Annotated in this window: 22 protein-coding genes; 21 read left to right on the plus strand and 1 reads right to left on the minus strand. The window is 41.9% G+C overall.

Annotated elements, in window-relative coordinates; genetic code table 11:
* The first annotated feature begins 66 nt into the window (after positions 1-66).
* The 17 genes from MKX31_RS28015 to MKX31_RS28095 all read left to right on the plus strand — a co-directional run bounded on the left by MKX31_RS28015 (position 67) and on the right by MKX31_RS28095 (position 11,501).
* Positions 67-480, plus strand: coding sequence for a hypothetical protein (locus MKX31_RS28015; protein WP_340981816.1), 414 nt, complete (start codon positions 67-69; stop codon positions 478-480).
* Positions 473-691: a hypothetical protein gene (locus MKX31_RS28020; RefSeq protein ID WP_340981817.1), complete on the plus strand. Its 219-nt coding sequence runs from the start codon at positions 473-475 to the stop codon at positions 689-691. Before MKX31_RS28015 ends, MKX31_RS28020 begins: the two co-directional genes overlap by 8 nt.
* 78 nt (positions 692-769) lie before the next feature.
* Positions 770-1,123, plus strand: a complete 354-nt coding sequence (locus tag MKX31_RS28025; RefSeq protein ID WP_327896757.1) for a hypothetical protein — start codon at positions 770-772, stop codon at positions 1,121-1,123.
* 80 nt (positions 1,124-1,203) lie between these two features.
* Positions 1,204-2,226: an N-acetylmuramoyl-L-alanine amidase gene (locus MKX31_RS28030; protein ID WP_340981820.1), complete on the plus strand. Its 1,023-nt coding sequence runs from the start codon at positions 1,204-1,206 to the stop codon at positions 2,224-2,226.
* Positions 2,227-2,245: 19 nt separating this feature from the next.
* Positions 2,246-2,461, plus strand: coding sequence for a Thoeris anti-defense Tad2 family protein (locus MKX31_RS28035; RefSeq protein WP_340981822.1), 216 nt, complete (start codon positions 2,246-2,248; stop codon positions 2,459-2,461).
* Complete coding sequence (locus MKX31_RS28040; RefSeq protein ID WP_340981823.1) at positions 2,461-2,796, plus strand: hypothetical protein; 336 nt, start codon at positions 2,461-2,463, stop codon at positions 2,794-2,796. Before MKX31_RS28035 ends, MKX31_RS28040 begins: the two co-directional genes overlap by 1 nt.
* Positions 2,797-3,666: 870 nt before the next feature.
* Entirely contained in the window at positions 3,667-4,704 is a 1,038-nt protein-coding gene (locus MKX31_RS28045; protein ID WP_340981824.1) for a helix-turn-helix domain-containing protein, read from the plus strand.
* 161 nt (positions 4,705-4,865) lie between these two features.
* A complete protein-coding gene (locus tag MKX31_RS28050; protein WP_340981825.1) occupies positions 4,866-5,897 on the plus strand; it encodes a ParM/StbA family protein in 1,032 nt (343 codons plus the stop codon).
* Between the two features lie 15 nt (positions 5,898-5,912).
* The gene (locus tag MKX31_RS28055; protein ID WP_340981826.1) at positions 5,913-6,173 is read left to right on the plus strand and encodes a hypothetical protein; all 261 of its coding nucleotides are present in this window, start codon (positions 5,913-5,915) and stop codon (positions 6,171-6,173) included.
* Between the two features lie 100 nt (positions 6,174-6,273).
* Positions 6,274-6,636, plus strand: a complete 363-nt coding sequence (locus MKX31_RS28060) for a helix-turn-helix domain-containing protein (RefSeq protein ID WP_340981827.1) — start codon at positions 6,274-6,276, stop codon at positions 6,634-6,636.
* A 183-nt stretch (positions 6,637-6,819) separates the two neighbouring features.
* A complete protein-coding gene (locus tag MKX31_RS28065) occupies positions 6,820-7,200 on the plus strand; it encodes a hypothetical protein (RefSeq protein WP_340981828.1) in 381 nt (126 codons plus the stop codon).
* 12 nt (positions 7,201-7,212) lie between these two features.
* A complete protein-coding gene (locus MKX31_RS28070) occupies positions 7,213-7,401 on the plus strand; it encodes a hypothetical protein (protein WP_340981829.1) in 189 nt (62 codons plus the stop codon).
* Positions 7,402-7,412: 11 nt separating this feature from the next.
* A complete protein-coding gene (locus MKX31_RS28075; RefSeq protein ID WP_340981830.1) occupies positions 7,413-7,649 on the plus strand; it encodes a hypothetical protein in 237 nt (78 codons plus the stop codon).
* Positions 7,642-8,400: a DNA replication protein gene (locus tag MKX31_RS28080; protein WP_340981831.1), complete on the plus strand. Its 759-nt coding sequence runs from the start codon at positions 7,642-7,644 to the stop codon at positions 8,398-8,400. Before MKX31_RS28075 ends, MKX31_RS28080 begins: the two co-directional genes overlap by 8 nt.
* Before the next feature lie 244 nt (positions 8,401-8,644).
* A complete protein-coding gene (locus MKX31_RS28085) occupies positions 8,645-10,003 on the plus strand; it encodes a DnaB-like helicase C-terminal domain-containing protein (RefSeq protein WP_340981832.1) in 1,359 nt (452 codons plus the stop codon).
* Positions 10,004-10,014: 11 nt separating this feature from the next.
* Positions 10,015-10,518, plus strand: coding sequence for a hypothetical protein (locus MKX31_RS28090; RefSeq protein ID WP_340981833.1), 504 nt, complete (start codon positions 10,015-10,017; stop codon positions 10,516-10,518).
* Between the two features lie 11 nt (positions 10,519-10,529).
* Complete coding sequence (locus MKX31_RS28095) at positions 10,530-11,501, plus strand: toprim domain-containing protein (RefSeq protein ID WP_340981835.1); 972 nt, start codon at positions 10,530-10,532, stop codon at positions 11,499-11,501.
* A gap of 127 nt (positions 11,502-11,628) precedes the next feature.
* Here the strand turns inward: MKX31_RS28095 and MKX31_RS28100 are convergent, their stop codons facing one another.
* The gene (locus MKX31_RS28100; RefSeq protein ID WP_340981836.1) at positions 11,629-12,048 is read right to left on the minus strand and encodes a helix-turn-helix domain-containing protein; all 420 of its coding nucleotides are present in this window, start codon (positions 12,046-12,048) and stop codon (positions 11,629-11,631) included.
* Positions 12,049-12,815: 767 nt separating this feature from the next.
* Here MKX31_RS28100 and MKX31_RS28105 point away from each other — a divergent pair.
* The 4 genes from MKX31_RS28105 (at position 12,816) to MKX31_RS28120 (ending at position 14,717) form a co-directional block, all read left to right on the plus strand.
* The gene (locus tag MKX31_RS28105) at positions 12,816-13,565 is read left to right on the plus strand and encodes a hypothetical protein (protein ID WP_340981837.1); all 750 of its coding nucleotides are present in this window, start codon (positions 12,816-12,818) and stop codon (positions 13,563-13,565) included.
* Complete coding sequence (locus tag MKX31_RS28110) at positions 13,546-14,076, plus strand: hypothetical protein (RefSeq protein ID WP_340981838.1); 531 nt, start codon at positions 13,546-13,548, stop codon at positions 14,074-14,076. Before MKX31_RS28105 ends, MKX31_RS28110 begins: the two co-directional genes overlap by 20 nt.
* A gap of 138 nt (positions 14,077-14,214) precedes the next feature.
* Positions 14,215-14,487 (plus strand): hypothetical protein, encoded by a 273-nt coding sequence (locus MKX31_RS28115; protein WP_327896735.1) that lies wholly within the window; start codon positions 14,215-14,217, stop codon positions 14,485-14,487.
* Complete coding sequence (locus MKX31_RS28120; protein WP_340981839.1) at positions 14,487-14,717, plus strand: hypothetical protein; 231 nt, start codon at positions 14,487-14,489, stop codon at positions 14,715-14,717. Before MKX31_RS28115 ends, MKX31_RS28120 begins: the two co-directional genes overlap by 1 nt.
* Positions 14,718-14,809 lie beyond the last annotated feature (92 nt).

Genomic DNA, 14,809 nt, shown 5'->3' on the forward strand with positions numbered 1-14,809 from the left:
GGCGCGTTTATTTAATCGTAGGCGCGACTCGCTTACAAAATTACTATATGGGGAGACGATAGTATTATGAACGAAACTAAAAACCAAAAAGCAGAACAACCGATCAAAGGACGACCGTTTTTAGGTTTCCTAGTAGATATGGACGAAAGTGGAACAGTGTCGATTCCCGATCACGTATACAAGATTGCGGGAATTGACGCAGGGACGCAAGTAGAAGTACTGGGGACTAGTGACGGCGTACTAGTAAGAACGACTACACGACGTTGTAATATGTGTAATGTTAATGCGAATACGAAGAAAATAGGATCCTTCGAATTCTGCGAACGTTGCTATAAAAGTTTAACGGGCAAGGGTTGGGACGAGGACGAAGACGACATTAACAAACCTGCGCCAAAAGACGAGTACGACGCAAACAAGCCCGTACCGAAAGAAGATCCGAAAGACGACGCTATGATCGTAGAGGTGACGCGTAATGTCTAGTACACAAGTACAAGTAAATGTCGATGAAAGTGCGATTCGTAGCGATCTAGGAAAGCAGCTAGGCGAAGCGCATGTTACTATCGCCGTACTTCGTGAGCAAGTACAAGCGCTAGCAGCCGATAAGATTAATCTAGAAAATCAAGTCGATCAGTTCCGTAACATGTTAGAACCCACGGGCGATACCGAAGTAGTCGACGCACCCGTAGCATAACGAGAGAGGGCGGTATATTACCGCTCTTTTTCTTATCTACTAATTTAGCAAGATGCGAAAAAAGGGGGGGGCGTGAGTATGACGATACACGAAAGGGAAATGACGCTAGCGGACGTTATCTATAAGCAGCAGCAACTAGAAAGAGAGATCGCAAAGCTACGATCAATCACCTATGAGACGCAGCAGGAGACGGAAGAAGCGCATAAAAAGATCGCCGTACTAGAAAGACGTATGGACGAAATAAACGCTCTACTGATCGAGTTAACGAAGTCTAGCGTTAAGCAGGGCGAAAAGATCGATAACTTCGATAAGAAACAAGACGTATTTATGACGAATCAAATGCAGCTCGTTAAGTGGTTCGTAGTAATTATCATAGCGATCTTAACGGTACTGGGCGGTCTAGTTGGAATAAAACTCGCATTACCGATCTAAATCGAGGAAGTGCCGCGTTTATATAGGCGTAGGGCGACGGCACTACACGTTCTATAAAAATTAAATCAGGGGGCGTTTAAATGACAAACGTAGAAGTAGTAATCGATGCAGGGCACGGGGCGCACGATAGCGGCGCAGTAGGAAATGGATTATTAGAGAAAGAGCGAGCGTTAAAACTATCGCACATGCTAAACGAAGAGCTACGAGCAAGCGGCGTAAGCACGTACATGACTCGTACGACTGACGTATTCGTAACGTTATCGGGTCGAGCTAAAATGGCGAATGATCGAGGCGCTAAAGTGTTTATTTCGAATCATCTTAATTCGGCAGAAAATCCGAGCGCACTAGGGTACGAGACATTCGTACTTAATCGTAATGATAAGAATACGAATCACCTGCAAGATCTGATCCATGCGGAAGGTATGAAGGTGTTAGCGCCTTTAGGATTCCGAGATCGTGGGATCAGAACGTCAAACCTAGCAGTATTACGCGAAACGCATATGCCCGCAGTTCTAACAGAAAACGGCTTTATTAGTAATGCGTCAGATATGGCACATATCCGCAAAGACGAAGTGCTACGCAAGCTAGCGCAAGCATACGCAACAGCGATCTGTACGTACTTAGGAAAGCCGTATAAAGGTAGCGGATCTACTGGCGGCAGCACACAACCACCAACGACGGGCGGCGGATCTAACGGAATCGGCATTATTACGATCAGCGGCGAAGGCTTACGAATCCGAACAGGTGCGGGAACTAACTACCCTGTAAAGCGCCCGATCGAGAAGGGCGACTATATCGTATGGGCTACGAAAGACGGTTGGGCGTGTGTAGGCGGCGACGAGTGGGTGTACGCAGATCCTTCGTATACTACTTTAAAGCTAAACGGGCAACCACCTACGCAGAAACCCGTAACGGGCGTTGCGTACATCTTAGGTACTAACGTAAATCTACGTAAAGCACCTAACGTAAACGGCGAATTTATTCGCAAGCTGAATAAGCCCGAAAACTATAAAGTATGGGGCAAGGAAGGCGACTGGCTGAATTTAGGCGGCGATCAGTGGGTTAAATACGATCCGTCGTACATCAGATTCGTACAAGACTAATAGAGAAAGAGGCGATCATATGAATTACGGATATGCGTTAGAAGAAGTTAAGCAGAATCTAAAGGGAATGCGTTTGCCGCAATGGAGCGCCGACGTCGTAGTACGGGCGCAATATCCCGACGATAATAGTAAAATGACTGCGCCGTATCTATACGTAGAATCTCGCTTCGGTCGTGTACCGTGGAAGGCTACTATGATCAAGGAATTCGCGGATAACTGGGAGGTCGTAGAATAATGTTAAAGAAAATCGGGAATAAGGTATTCTTTCGAAAACTAAAACTGCGCCTACTTAATAAGGGAACGTTACTAGCCTTAGTAGCGTTTCTCGTTAAGCAAGGACTCGCATACGGATATATTTCGACGCAAGAAGTTGCGGACAGTATCGTAACGTTAGCGGATTGGTTAACTACTGGACTTATTGCGCTAGGTGTAATTAATAACGCATCTATCGGAACGGGCTTCGGCGATAAACCTGCGGAAAATGTAACGTTCTTAGGATCGGGCGAGCGGTGGCAATACGAGCAGATTACGAAACTAGAACGAGATTTAACCGATAGAGAACTAGGATAGCGTTTATATAGGCGTAAGGGTTGTGGCGATCCTTACGAGGCTTATTCTTTTCTTCATAAAACATCTATCTCCAAAAACTGCGACAACGTTGCGCCCAACTGACGGAGCTCTAGGGCGTTTCGTTTTGTCTTTTAAAATACTACGAATGGGGTACGTGAAATTATTACGCAACTTACGTAAAATAACCGTTGACATTTCTAAGATATCACTTTAACATTAAATTAACAAATACGAATGTAACGAAAAACGGCGAAAGAAGGTACTCGATGATTGTCGACATATTAATAGGAAAATTCTCGATATTAGTAGTCGGAAACGCAGTATATGAAATTACAAAAGGAAGAAGGAAAGAGAAATGAAAAATCATACAATTGAAATGTTCAGGTGGTCACTAAAAGTGGCGGTATGTCTAGGATTTATGTATTACGCAGTTGTGTTATTCTCGAAAGCAATAGTAGCAACGATGTAGGGCGATCAACGGCGATCGCTCTTTTTTATTGCGAAAAACACGTCAATTGTATGTCGTAATTGCAGGGTCGTTGCAGGGCGCAAACTACGCAGCGTGACAATATTTCGACGAGATTCCCGACGGTGCAACTTTTTATTGACAATACGGCGATATCGGTGTATTCTGGTTTTAGGCAAAGAAAAAACCGCCAACGATTGCAGTCGCTAGCGGTAAAGATAAAGCCTTAAATTCAATTTTAAAACAAAAAACAAAAAGAGTAATGACGTACTCTACAAAAATAAAAGGATATAACAAACGTTTTTTCGTAATGCCGCGCCAACGGCAGCACGAAACCTACCACGATTATACTACACATATCCCCGTAGGTAAAGAGGCGTTGTTATAAAAAGGAGATCTTTATAATGACGAATACATCTACAAACAAACACTACATGAGTGAATACGCTAATTTATCGCAGTTTGATTCTATCGAAGTAATGGACGAGACGATCGCAATTGCTAAAAGTTACCACGCAGAAGAGTTAAGCTATACGCAAATGGAAGTTCTAGACTTCATCGCACAACATGCCGTTAAAGTCGTAGGCGTAGCGAAATTACTCGTACAAACTATTGCGGATGCAGTCGGCAAATCACTTCGTACAATTAACTACGCAACTAAGAAATTAGAAGATCTAGGAATCTTATATAAAGTAGAGACTCGCCGCAAGAAATCGGGCGGATTGGGCGCAAATGTTTACGTAGTTTCTAGCGAGATTGCAGGATCAGTTGCAGAGTCAGTTGCAGGATCAATTGCAGAGTGCCAACCTAGCGAAATCCCTTGCGAGAGTAGGGACGATCAGCCGAATCCCGAAAGTGAAACTCTTTCTAAAACCCCAGTTAAAACCCTTATTAAAATCTTAAATAATAAAACATTAAAAGACTTCGAAAAGAATAATAATACTAATCTAGTTAAAGATATAGATCTAGTTGAAACGCAGCTTTTTGCAGATACGCCGCAATGTTTACGAACTGCATACGCAGGTTTAGAAAATGATTTAGGTAACAAACTAACAAAAGATATCGTGATAGCATTCAAGAAAAGCGGACTATCTCAAAAAACAGAGTGGACACTACAAGAGCTATGCACGCAAGACGATCTGTTTGCTGCGGAACTAAGTACACGTATTAGAGATTGCGTAATTAAACATCGTAACGGCGATATACATACGACACTAGGCGGCTATATTTATACTACTGCGTTAGAAATGTTTAAGGATCGCTTAACAATGATCGAAGCGCCTATCGTTGATCCTGACGAAGAACTAGACTTATTTAACAACGAGTATGCAAGTATATTAAAAAACGCGAAGATTGAGCGACCTACCTTCGTAATGACTAACGTTTATGATAGCGTACATACAGGTTTAAATGATTTTAATAACGACGATCTACCGTATTAACTAGTAATACATACATTACGCTACACTTTTGTCGATATTGTGTAGCGGAGTATCGAAAATTATATGAAATACTACCGTTAACTATATTGCACTACGATGTCGGGTGTAGTATAATGTAGTTAACGATAGTTAACTACATTAATTTGGTGGGGGTTATACACATGGCGGTAGATTATATCGGTGTAGAGGCTGCGAATTCGTTCGTAAAAGTTGCATCAGTAAACGAAGATTTATGTTATTTGAACACATCACGAAGAGTAGAATCATTCGAAGATACAACGGGGCTAACGGTTTATACATACGAAGGCGTACGATACGTTATCGGTGAAGAAGAGAGCGCAAGCAGCAGCGCAAGAAATGATGATCGCTATTCTAGTGCGGGATATCGCACAGAAACGATCCTAGCGGTAGCGCAGCTAGTTAAGGACGGCGACGAAGTGGTTATCGGCACGGGACTTCCTAGCGAAGATTATAAAAACGAAGAGAATCACGAAAAGGTAAAACGAAATTTGATCGGAAAACATACGGTTAAAATTAACGATATAGAAAAGACATTTGAAGTAGTTCGCGTTTATACACCTATGCAGCCGATCGGATCGGTAGTGAATCGTATCTACGACTATAATTTAAAGATCCGCAAAGGTATGGAATGGGAAAAAGATGCGCGTAAATTAGTAATTGATATCGGGTTCGGTACTACTGACGTATGCGAAGCGAAGGGACTACGTACAATACGTTACGATGGCGTACAAGTCGGAATGATGGAAGCAAACCGCATTATTAAGGATGAACTTACGAAACAGGGCGCTAGAGGTATCATGTCATTCTTGCATATGGATAGCTTGTTACGAAGCGCTGAACGTGAATACACTAAAGACGAATTTACCGACAAGGAAGTCTTATCGAAAGTAATAATCGAGACGGGCGGCAAGTCATACGAAATTAAAGATATTATGGAACAAGCGCTAGAATATACCGCACGTACTGTAATGCAGCGTGTAGATAATTTAGGCTATGTATTAAAAGACTACGACGTAGTACTATTCACGGGTGGTAGCTTACTAGCATTACACGAATACATTAAACCGTACTTAACAGGCGTTAACACGAAAGCAGAACAAGGCGCACAAACGGCAAACGCGAAGGGCTACGCTAAATATGCGATGGTTCAAGACGTAAAAGCAGCGGTTTAACGAGGGGGTTTACGAATGACTATCAAGCAGCATTCTTTCAAGGCGGATTCGTCCAAACCCGACGAAAAGATGATAAACGATTTTCTCGAAGGGAAGCCGACGCAGTACCATTTAATAGAAGCAATGAAGATTTACGTTAGAATCGAGAATGCGAAAAAGGCGGCTATCGATCAAATGGTTTCGAATATGCAAACGGGACTATTCGCACAACCTAGCGAACAAGCACCGAAAGAAGTGCCGAAGGCTAATGATTCGATAAAAGATTTCGATCTATAATTTAATATAAAATTGACGATAGTCGATACCGCGAAGGTGTCGTCTTTTTTGTCGTTTCTTCGCGTTTATATAAATGTCTGAACGTAAGGAGGCGATAGTATTGCGCGATGATGAAGTACAAAACGGCGAGGTTTACGTAAAGTTTTTCGTAGGTGCTCGTAATGGATTAATAGCGGAAATGGGTGCGAAGTTATGGACGACGTATAGCGTGCTAGCAACGTACATGGATCGTGACGGGTATTGCTATCCTTCGCAGGATCAACTAGCGCGAAATTTAGGGATTCGTAGGGAAACGGTGAGTCGTCGCATAAAAGAGCTACTCGATTTTCGTTGGAAGGGCGATCCACTCGTAACGGTCGAACGTAAGCGAGTTAATGGGAATCAGTTTACGAATCTAGTTTATTGCGTGAATCCGACGTACGCATATCGGATATTTACGGAAAGTATCGAGGGGGACGAATAGCGCCCCGTGTGACGTTTCTGTCACGTGAGTATTTCGTCACACTAACTATAACTACTCTTTTAAAAGATAGCTATTATATATAAATATATTAATGCGTAAAGATACGCATTAAATAATACGCAGCCTATATATAAAATCTATTGCGTTTATATAACCGATGATAAACGAAAGAGAGGCGATAGTATGGCGAAGCAAAAGTTACCACATGCGAAGAATTGGAAAGAACGAAATATCGATAATTGGAATGCAACAACGTTCTTTAACTATCTGTGCGATCAGCACCGCATTGTACGGGGGATCGATTACATTACGAAGACAACTGTAAAAATGGATATGATCCTTATCAATCAGGTGTATAAGAAATACGGACGATTAGAAACGAAGATGTTTATCGATAAATGTTTAAAAGATTATAACGGCACGTCTCAATACAAGATTTGTACGTTTTGGTTTATGAGAACGTATATGTTAGCGCAGGTAATGCCGCAAGTACAAACGAGTATCAAACGTACCGAAGACATTCAAAATGCGTTAGAAGAGAATCTCGACGATCTGACGTTCTAAGGAGGAATTAACATGTTCGAAAGAATGATCGAAGCAAGACGAAAAGCAGTGTACCACAAGCCCATGAGAATTACGAATATGAATTTCTACGATCGTTACGGTAGTGAGTTTTATTTCTATCGCGCTTTACAACATAAACGAATGCAGCAGCGTTATGAATTGCGCTGCAAAGTTCTAAAACAAATGTACTACGGTTACTAGGAGGCGGAAACATGACGAGACATATCGATCCATATACGGAAGAGTACAGAGAGTACGAAGAAGCATTTAATCTCTACTGGGACACGAAAAAGAAGATCGAAAAGTATGCGGACGAATATCGAATTACTTCGGACGATTCTATATTAACGCTACTACGTCCTTTAAAGCGCAAATTACCGCAGCTAGCGGGCGATAAGTGTAGAGCAAAGGTATTGCGACTAACTAGGGAGGCGCAGAACGATGAATAAAGGCATATTACGCAATGTGCTTCACGACGGCATTTCAGACACCGAAGCATTGCCGCATATCGTAGCAATTCACGGATATAGCGGAAACGGCGGACGAGTGCACGCAGCGAATGTACCGAAGCAATATCGTAATGAATTAATTTCAGATACGAAAGTACGCGAAAGCGAACCGAAGATCTATATGGCGATCGATCGTTACGTTAAAACATTCGTTAGACAGTGGGAAACGTTCGAAAAGAGCGATCAGATAATGGGGTTATACCTTTATAGCCCTAACACTGGAAACGGCAAGACAACGACCGCTAGCGCCATTCTAAACGAATTCATTCTGCGCCATTATGTAGGATCGTTAAAACGTGGATTACGCCCATTACATCAGCCCGCATATTTCTTCGATGCGAACGAATGGCATACGTTGTATACGCAATTCGCAAGATCAAACGTACCGCGCCACGTTGCCGAACCTGCTGCGGAAGAGTACTACCGAAGGGCGAAAATAGCGAAAGAAGTTCCGTTTCTTGTAATGGACGACATCGGCGTTAGAGAGGATGTTACGGAAGCATTCCGAATGGATCTACACGCATTGATAAATCACCGCAATGTCGAAGAATTACCGACGGTATATACGAGCAATGTTCCGCTAAAAGATCTAGCGACGTTGTATAAAGATCCGAGGCTTCCCGATCGTATTCGAGATATGACGCGAGAACTAACGTTCACGGGAACAAGTAAGCGAGGTAAACGAAAATGAGACAAAAATATATCGTAAATATTGCAGCGAGTACATTACGACTTCACGATTTAGAGGCGGCAATAAAACAGACGCAATGGTCGCTAGGAATGTGCCGACAAGATGCGAAATAAGCAGCCGAAGCGTGTAAGCAATTAGCCGCAGCAGGATTCGTTAAATATGACGAAGAGGACTTCGAAAAGGAAGTAAAAGAAAACTCACGAAAATTTATAGCGCATAAATGCGGGAAGCGAGGGCGTTATTAATGTCAAGGACAGGCGAAAAGCTATTAAGTAAGATCATTCAAACGAACGATCCGCAAGCGATAGTACGCTACAATCTTCGATCGAATCACTTCCGAACGCACGAAGAGCGAGAAGTATTACGATTCATTAAGGATTATGCGGAAAAGAATCAGAATCAAGCGCCGCCATTCGATACGGTAGTAGAGGAAATACTAGAATTCAATTACGAGCCGAACGTAGGCGACACATACGATTACTTAGTAAATGATCTAAAAGGTACGAACGCAAAATACGGATTCTTGCAATTATTGCAGGGAGAGGCATCGAAGAAATTCGGAGAAATGCCCGATAGTGAAGGGATCGCATACGGTCAATGGTTGGGCGAAAAGGTTAAAAACGTTCTCGATATGAACTCGATCGGCGGAAAGATTGGCGTAGACGCGAAGATGGATACGGAAGATTTCTTGTACGAGCTGCGACGCAGACAACAAGGCGAATCTTTCAAGATATGGCTATCGAAATTCCACGACATTAACGAAGCGATTGGCGGCTACTTTACGGGGAATATGTATACGTTCTATGGACGATCAGGTCGAGGGAAATCGGCTACTACTCTAGCAGAATGCGTACATATGGCGATGGAAGGCGCTAACGTTTTAGTATGGGCGTTAGAAATGGCGAAATATGAAGTACTCGTACGTATCTACTCGATAGTAGCAGCGACGAAAAAGATGTTCAATACGAAGTTTAAAGGCGTTGAGTACGGCGTGGGATTCGATACAAAAGAGTTATTAATGGGTACGATCAGCGACGAACATATGGCGCATTTCGAGAACTTCTTAAAAAACATTAACGATCACATTGCGGGAAATCTAGTTATTCGCGGCGTAGATTGCGAAAATTTCACTGACCGTAGTGTAAAGGCATTAGAGAAAGACATTATAAACAGTAATGCGGACGTTGTTCTAGTAGATCCGTTCTACTACATGCATACACCGAAGAATGATAGCGGCGTAAATGGCGGTAACTTCGCAGCCCTATCGATGCACCTACGACATTTAGCAGGTCGAACGAAAGTTGTTCTTATGGTAATTACGCAAGCAGAAGAAACGAAAGATGAGAACGACAAGGATAACGATACGCGGATCTTGCGACCGCCGCATAGGGACGAGATCAAGAAAACGAAGCAGGTTCTCGAAGATGCGACGAACACATTCGGGATCGATACGCTCGACGGCGAAGGCGTTATAAAACTGGGTAAAGGAAGAAACGGCGGCGAAGGGGTCGAAGTTAACTTATTATACCTAGCAGGTTACGGCGTTATTGCGCAAATGCCTACGGGAACAGTCGCAGCGGAAGCATTAAAGGATGATTGGTAGGGGGCGATAATATGATTATGTTAGGAATATCGATATTAATAGGACTTATCGTAGGATTTATCATCGAAGAATTATGCAACAACGGTATAAAAGGGTTTCTCGTCATGTCGGGAATCATAGGTACTGCGCTCGTAATATTCTTTGGTCTATTCTTCACTATCGATAAAAATGTCGAAATGGTAACGAAACGCGATGTAACGGAATTAGTCGCATTAGGTGACGGACAACAAACGAAAGGTCGAATGTTCTTAGGTTCGGGATATGTAGACGGCGAATTAACGTACAAGTATGCATATAAAAAGGGCGAAGGATATGGAATCGATATGGAGCGAGCGGATTACGTAGATGAATTACGATACATCAAAGATGGATCAAAACCACGTATCGAGCGTACGGAAGTCGTATATAAATCGACGTGGGCGAATGTACTAGTCGCACCATTCTTCGATACCGCGAAACATATCTATGTACCCGAAGGTACGATACAAGAAACGTTTAATATCGATCTGAATTAGGGGGCGCACATATGGCGATCATTAAAGTACACGGAAGAGGGATCGATGTAGATGTCGAGAAGGAAATACAAAAATATTCGTGGGATCGTCCGAAGTGGAGGGCGGACAGGCTGATCGCTTGTTCTCCTTTCCGTGCGGATTCGTCACCGTCATTTTACGTTTACTTCGAAGATACTGCGACGGCATTTGCAGGGTCGTGGGGCGATAGCGGAGGCGGTCAATTCCAAAAAGGGCATTTTACGCAGCTACTCGCATTTTTAGAGAATTGCAGCGAAGAGGAAATTGTAGAGTATTTACTTTCCGAATATGCGTCAGACTGGGACGGCGAATCGAAGCTAGAAATCGATCTATCACGTTTAAAAATGAAAACGAAAGAGAGAGGGTTATGTATGTCATTACTCGATAGTTTAGCGATCACAAGCGAATATCTACTAGGTCGTGGGATCTCATACGAAACACAAAAATACTATAATAACGGTTACGACGAAGCGAAAAACCTCGTAACATTTCCATATGTAACGCCAAACCGACGACTCGCAGCGTTAAAGAAACGACGTACAGATTCGAAGTTATTCTTTTATGCGGGCGGCGGTATTCCTATGCGTGAGCTAGTATACGGAATTGATCTTGCATATCGCGATAATCATAAGATCGCAATCGCAACGGAAGCCGAAATCGATGCGGAATACGCATATGAAGTTACGGGAATTTTGGGCGTAGCTATGGGAACGTCTTCGATCACTGACGAAAAAACATCGGTAATCGAACGAAGTCCGATCGAAGAATTAATAATCGCATCGGATAATGACGAGGCGGGCGAGAAGCTAAAAGCGCAGATTTTAAAGCGTTTCGGAATGATCCGCCTATATACGATTGAGTTTCCCGAGGGCTGCAAGGATCTAAACGATATGACACCGCAGCAACTACGAAAAGCAATCGAAAATAAAAAAGCCGTGGAAACTTCGCTATTTAATGTAGCTTAGTTTGCGGCTTTCTGCTATATTATACTAATACATTAAAAAAGAACACATGTTCTCTATTTTCGGTAAATCCCGCGTGTTACTATATTGATTGTAACAAATATGCTTATATATAAATAACTTGCGGCAACTACTCGCTATGTCTTCGATATAAAGCTACGACATCGTTAAAAAGCTCGTCTTTCTGCTGATCGTTAAGCACTTCGCAGTTTGTCACGTCGTAGATCATTCTTAAAATATCCTGACGTCTCGTTAAAGTATCTAGTACGGAAGTCGGTATTTTGCGATAGGCGATCGCTATTTCGCATTCGTCCATTTCGTAAACTCTCGCAATGCCGCTAATGGCTGCGGTAGATGGCGCTTTTAAAGCTCGTTCGATTTCACTTAGGAATACGAAGCCGATTCCGACCTTTTCACTTGCCTCAACTAATGTAAGACCTTTCGCCTCGCGTTGGCGTCGAAGTTTTTGCGATATATCGACAAATTCGGGATGAATTTGCGGCTTCTTTTGCGCTCTCTTTTTAGTTGGTTTTTCTGCATTTTCTTTCATTAAAAACACCCCTGTAATATAGTGATATCAACGTTAATATAAACCGACTATATATATCGGAATATCGTTTACAGTATGGATAAACTTTGATATAATAGAAAAGTGTGGCAAAAGACTAACCATCTTTTACACAACTTGCGAAAAGAGGTCTAACCAATCTCTATTTTATGTATATGACTAACCATCTTATACCTTTATTTTTACACAAAACGAACTAAGGGAGCGTCACCACAACGCACCCCTAAACCAAAAACTATAAAACTTAATATAGATCGTATCGCTCACCACAAGCGAGACAATGCCTTATTGTACCTGTTTTATACCACAAAAACAAGTAGTACAATTCTGCCATTTTTTAGATATGACATATATTGTAATATTGTAGAATATATTTCCTATTACCTTCTACAAAACTTATTATATATTAGGATTTTTGAGTTGAAAAGAGAACGGCTGTTCTGTTTTATCTCTTTTTTCGCATATTGCTTAATTTTTTTAGGTGAGTACCTGACTAATTTAGTCGGGTTACTCGCCTTTTTTATTTGCCTAAATTTAGCAAGTTGCGTAAAAGAATGCGTCAACGGCGCGGGTTGAGGCGTACGTGCGTTCTTAATTACGCAAGTTGCGTAATAGGTCTGACGAATAGAAAATCTGACGAAAAAACTTTCTTAAAAAAACTTAAAAAAATTTAACCCAAAACGAAAAACACGCAAGTTTATGTCCCCGTCACGATAACAAACACATTTGAAAGAGGTCGATTATTAACTATGAGAAACGAACTTACTTTAAGCAAAACGATGATTAAGCTAAAAACGAATTTTACGGACAAGATGAACACAGATTTAAACGAATTAGCAGCAGCAGCGGGCGACGAATTAGTAGTAGCCGAAGAACGTACGGGCGAAAAGGTTCAGTCTAGTCAAGTTTTCGCTAATCATTGCGGCAACTTCGATAACGCACAAGAATTATTCATTTACTTTACGAAAGATATCGAGAATCTTCGCGAGAAGCATTGGCATTTAATGAATAACGACGAATCGTTCGTTACAGATTGCTACAACAAATTACGTTATGCGGCGAGAACATACGATATAGATAAAAGTAATTTCATTTCGAGAGTACATATGCTATTCCAACGCGTATTAGGCGATCATTGCAGCAGACGCGGCGACAAACGAAAAGCACTAAAGTCACGCGATCAAATGCTAGAAGGTGCGGAAGGTAGGCACGGAAATATCGAAACGTATCACGAAATCGATCCGAATACTAACGTACAAGACGAAGTATTAGCGGAAGCACGCGAACAAGAATTAATTAATAAATACGGAAAAGACGACCGCAGCACGGCGATCATGGAGATCATCATGGGCGATAAGGGTTACATAAAACAGGCGGATATTGCTAGACAACTAGCGGACAAGTTATCGATTTCATTCGATAGTGCTCGCAGCTCTGTAAGAACATTTCTTAAAAACATGAAGGAGGATATTACAACAAATGAACGTTTCAGCGCTTAAATTCACACACCACGCAATTATGGAAATGAGAGTAGAACTACAACAAGACGAAATGATTACGGCTGCGGGTCGAATCAATGACGAAAGGGTTCGTCAATATATGCGAGAATATATAAAAATTGCTACATATTTAGGAGAAATCATGGATAATAATGGGAAAATCGATCGATTATTTGCTTATCGTCGATATTGCTTCGTATTAGATCAAAATGAAGACGTAGTTATCACGGCGTATCGTCGTAACATTGCTTCGGACGATCTACGGGAAATCATTAAACCTATGTTAATGTCGAAGTTGCAATCGATGGATTACGAGATTAAGGGATTACAAGAAACATTCGATAGAACGGATCGCGAATACAAACTAGAAACGAAAATGTATAACGCACTAGGTAAAAACGGCTATACGACTGGGCACGCTAGGTCGCTACGTCGAAAGGCGAAGTCGAATCTAATTGCTGCGAAAGTTGAACGTAGCAAGATCGCAAAAGGAATCGCACTATTCATATGAGTACGGAACATTTAACAATACTGGAATTCGTAGGGCTATGCGTCGGGATCGTAATAATTTACGGTCTATCGGCGTTAGTAGGTTACGGGGCAAGTGTACTAATAGATAAATTCATAAATCGAAATAGGGGGAATTAACATGAAAGAAACTATCACATTAAAACTAGATTGGAAACAACAAATCGCATTAACTGGGGCTTTATTCGCTATTATGTCCGAAGACAATATCGAGATTAAGGACGAAGATAAGATCGATTTCGAGGCGTGGGAAAAGTCAGGAAGAGAAGAACAATTCGAGCGACTAGGTAACGACATCGACGACAAGCAATCTAACGAGGATATCGGTCATACGCTTAACGACATCTTCGCAAATGTAGCGAAAGCATTCTTAAAAACAGGGGGTAACGAATAATGAAAATTCAAGACTTCAAATTAACGCCAATCGAACAAAAGGTAGTCGCGCTATCTATCGTCGGAATCTTAGAACGCAACGGGATTAAGGATCACGGCGTAGACGACTGGAAATTAGCGGTCGATGTATCGCAAGAATTAATGACGCAAGCGGACAAAGTCATTCCATCGCATGAAATTAACGAAATGCAATCGCTGCTACCAATATTCAGCGAAGGTTATGGGAAGTAGGGCGGCATATAGTCGCTCTTCTCTTTTGTGAAATTTAGCATTGACATTTGACCGATTACATGATCGGCATTGCGTTTATATAAGCGTAAGGC

The organism is Bacillus sp. FSL M8-0063 (assembly GCF_038005545.1).
GTDB classification, from domain to species: Bacteria; Bacillota; Bacilli; order Bacillales; family Bacillaceae_G; genus Bacillus_A; species Bacillus_A wiedmannii.

Coding starts and splice junctions, on each gene's coding strand:
- MKX31_RS28015 (WP_340981816.1), top strand. CDS start 67: ATGAACGAAACTAAAAACCAAAAAGCAGAACAACCGATCAAAGGACGA.
- MKX31_RS28020 (WP_340981817.1), top strand. CDS start 473: ATGTCTAGTACACAAGTACAAGTAAATGTCGATGAAAGTGCGATTCGT.
- MKX31_RS28025 (WP_327896757.1), top strand. CDS start 770: ATGACGATACACGAAAGGGAAATGACGCTAGCGGACGTTATCTATAAG.
- MKX31_RS28030 (WP_340981820.1), top strand. CDS start 1,204: ATGACAAACGTAGAAGTAGTAATCGATGCAGGGCACGGGGCGCACGAT.
- MKX31_RS28035 (WP_340981822.1), top strand. CDS start 2,246: ATGAATTACGGATATGCGTTAGAAGAAGTTAAGCAGAATCTAAAGGGA.
- MKX31_RS28040 (WP_340981823.1), top strand. CDS start 2,461: ATGTTAAAGAAAATCGGGAATAAGGTATTCTTTCGAAAACTAAAACTG.
- MKX31_RS28045 (WP_340981824.1), top strand. CDS start 3,667: ATGACGAATACATCTACAAACAAACACTACATGAGTGAATACGCTAAT.
- MKX31_RS28050 (WP_340981825.1), top strand. CDS start 4,866: ATGGCGGTAGATTATATCGGTGTAGAGGCTGCGAATTCGTTCGTAAAA.
- MKX31_RS28055 (WP_340981826.1), top strand. CDS start 5,913: ATGACTATCAAGCAGCATTCTTTCAAGGCGGATTCGTCCAAACCCGAC.
- MKX31_RS28065 (WP_340981828.1), top strand. CDS start 6,820: ATGGCGAAGCAAAAGTTACCACATGCGAAGAATTGGAAAGAACGAAAT.
- MKX31_RS28070 (WP_340981829.1), top strand. CDS start 7,213: ATGTTCGAAAGAATGATCGAAGCAAGACGAAAAGCAGTGTACCACAAG.
- MKX31_RS28075 (WP_340981830.1), top strand. CDS start 7,413: ATGACGAGACATATCGATCCATATACGGAAGAGTACAGAGAGTACGAA.
- MKX31_RS28080 (WP_340981831.1), top strand. CDS start 7,642: ATGAATAAAGGCATATTACGCAATGTGCTTCACGACGGCATTTCAGAC.
- MKX31_RS28085 (WP_340981832.1), top strand. CDS start 8,645: ATGTCAAGGACAGGCGAAAAGCTATTAAGTAAGATCATTCAAACGAAC.
- MKX31_RS28090 (WP_340981833.1), top strand. CDS start 10,015: ATGATTATGTTAGGAATATCGATATTAATAGGACTTATCGTAGGATTT.
- MKX31_RS28095 (WP_340981835.1), top strand. CDS start 10,530: ATGGCGATCATTAAAGTACACGGAAGAGGGATCGATGTAGATGTCGAG.
- MKX31_RS28100 (WP_340981836.1), bottom strand. CDS start 12,048: ATGAAAGAAAATGCAGAAAAACCAACTAAAAAGAGAGCGCAAAAGAAG.
- MKX31_RS28105 (WP_340981837.1), top strand. CDS start 12,816: ATGAGAAACGAACTTACTTTAAGCAAAACGATGATTAAGCTAAAAACG.
- MKX31_RS28110 (WP_340981838.1), top strand. CDS start 13,546: ATGAACGTTTCAGCGCTTAAATTCACACACCACGCAATTATGGAAATG.
- MKX31_RS28115 (WP_327896735.1), top strand. CDS start 14,215: ATGAAAGAAACTATCACATTAAAACTAGATTGGAAACAACAAATCGCA.
- MKX31_RS28120 (WP_340981839.1), top strand. CDS start 14,487: ATGAAAATTCAAGACTTCAAATTAACGCCAATCGAACAAAAGGTAGTC.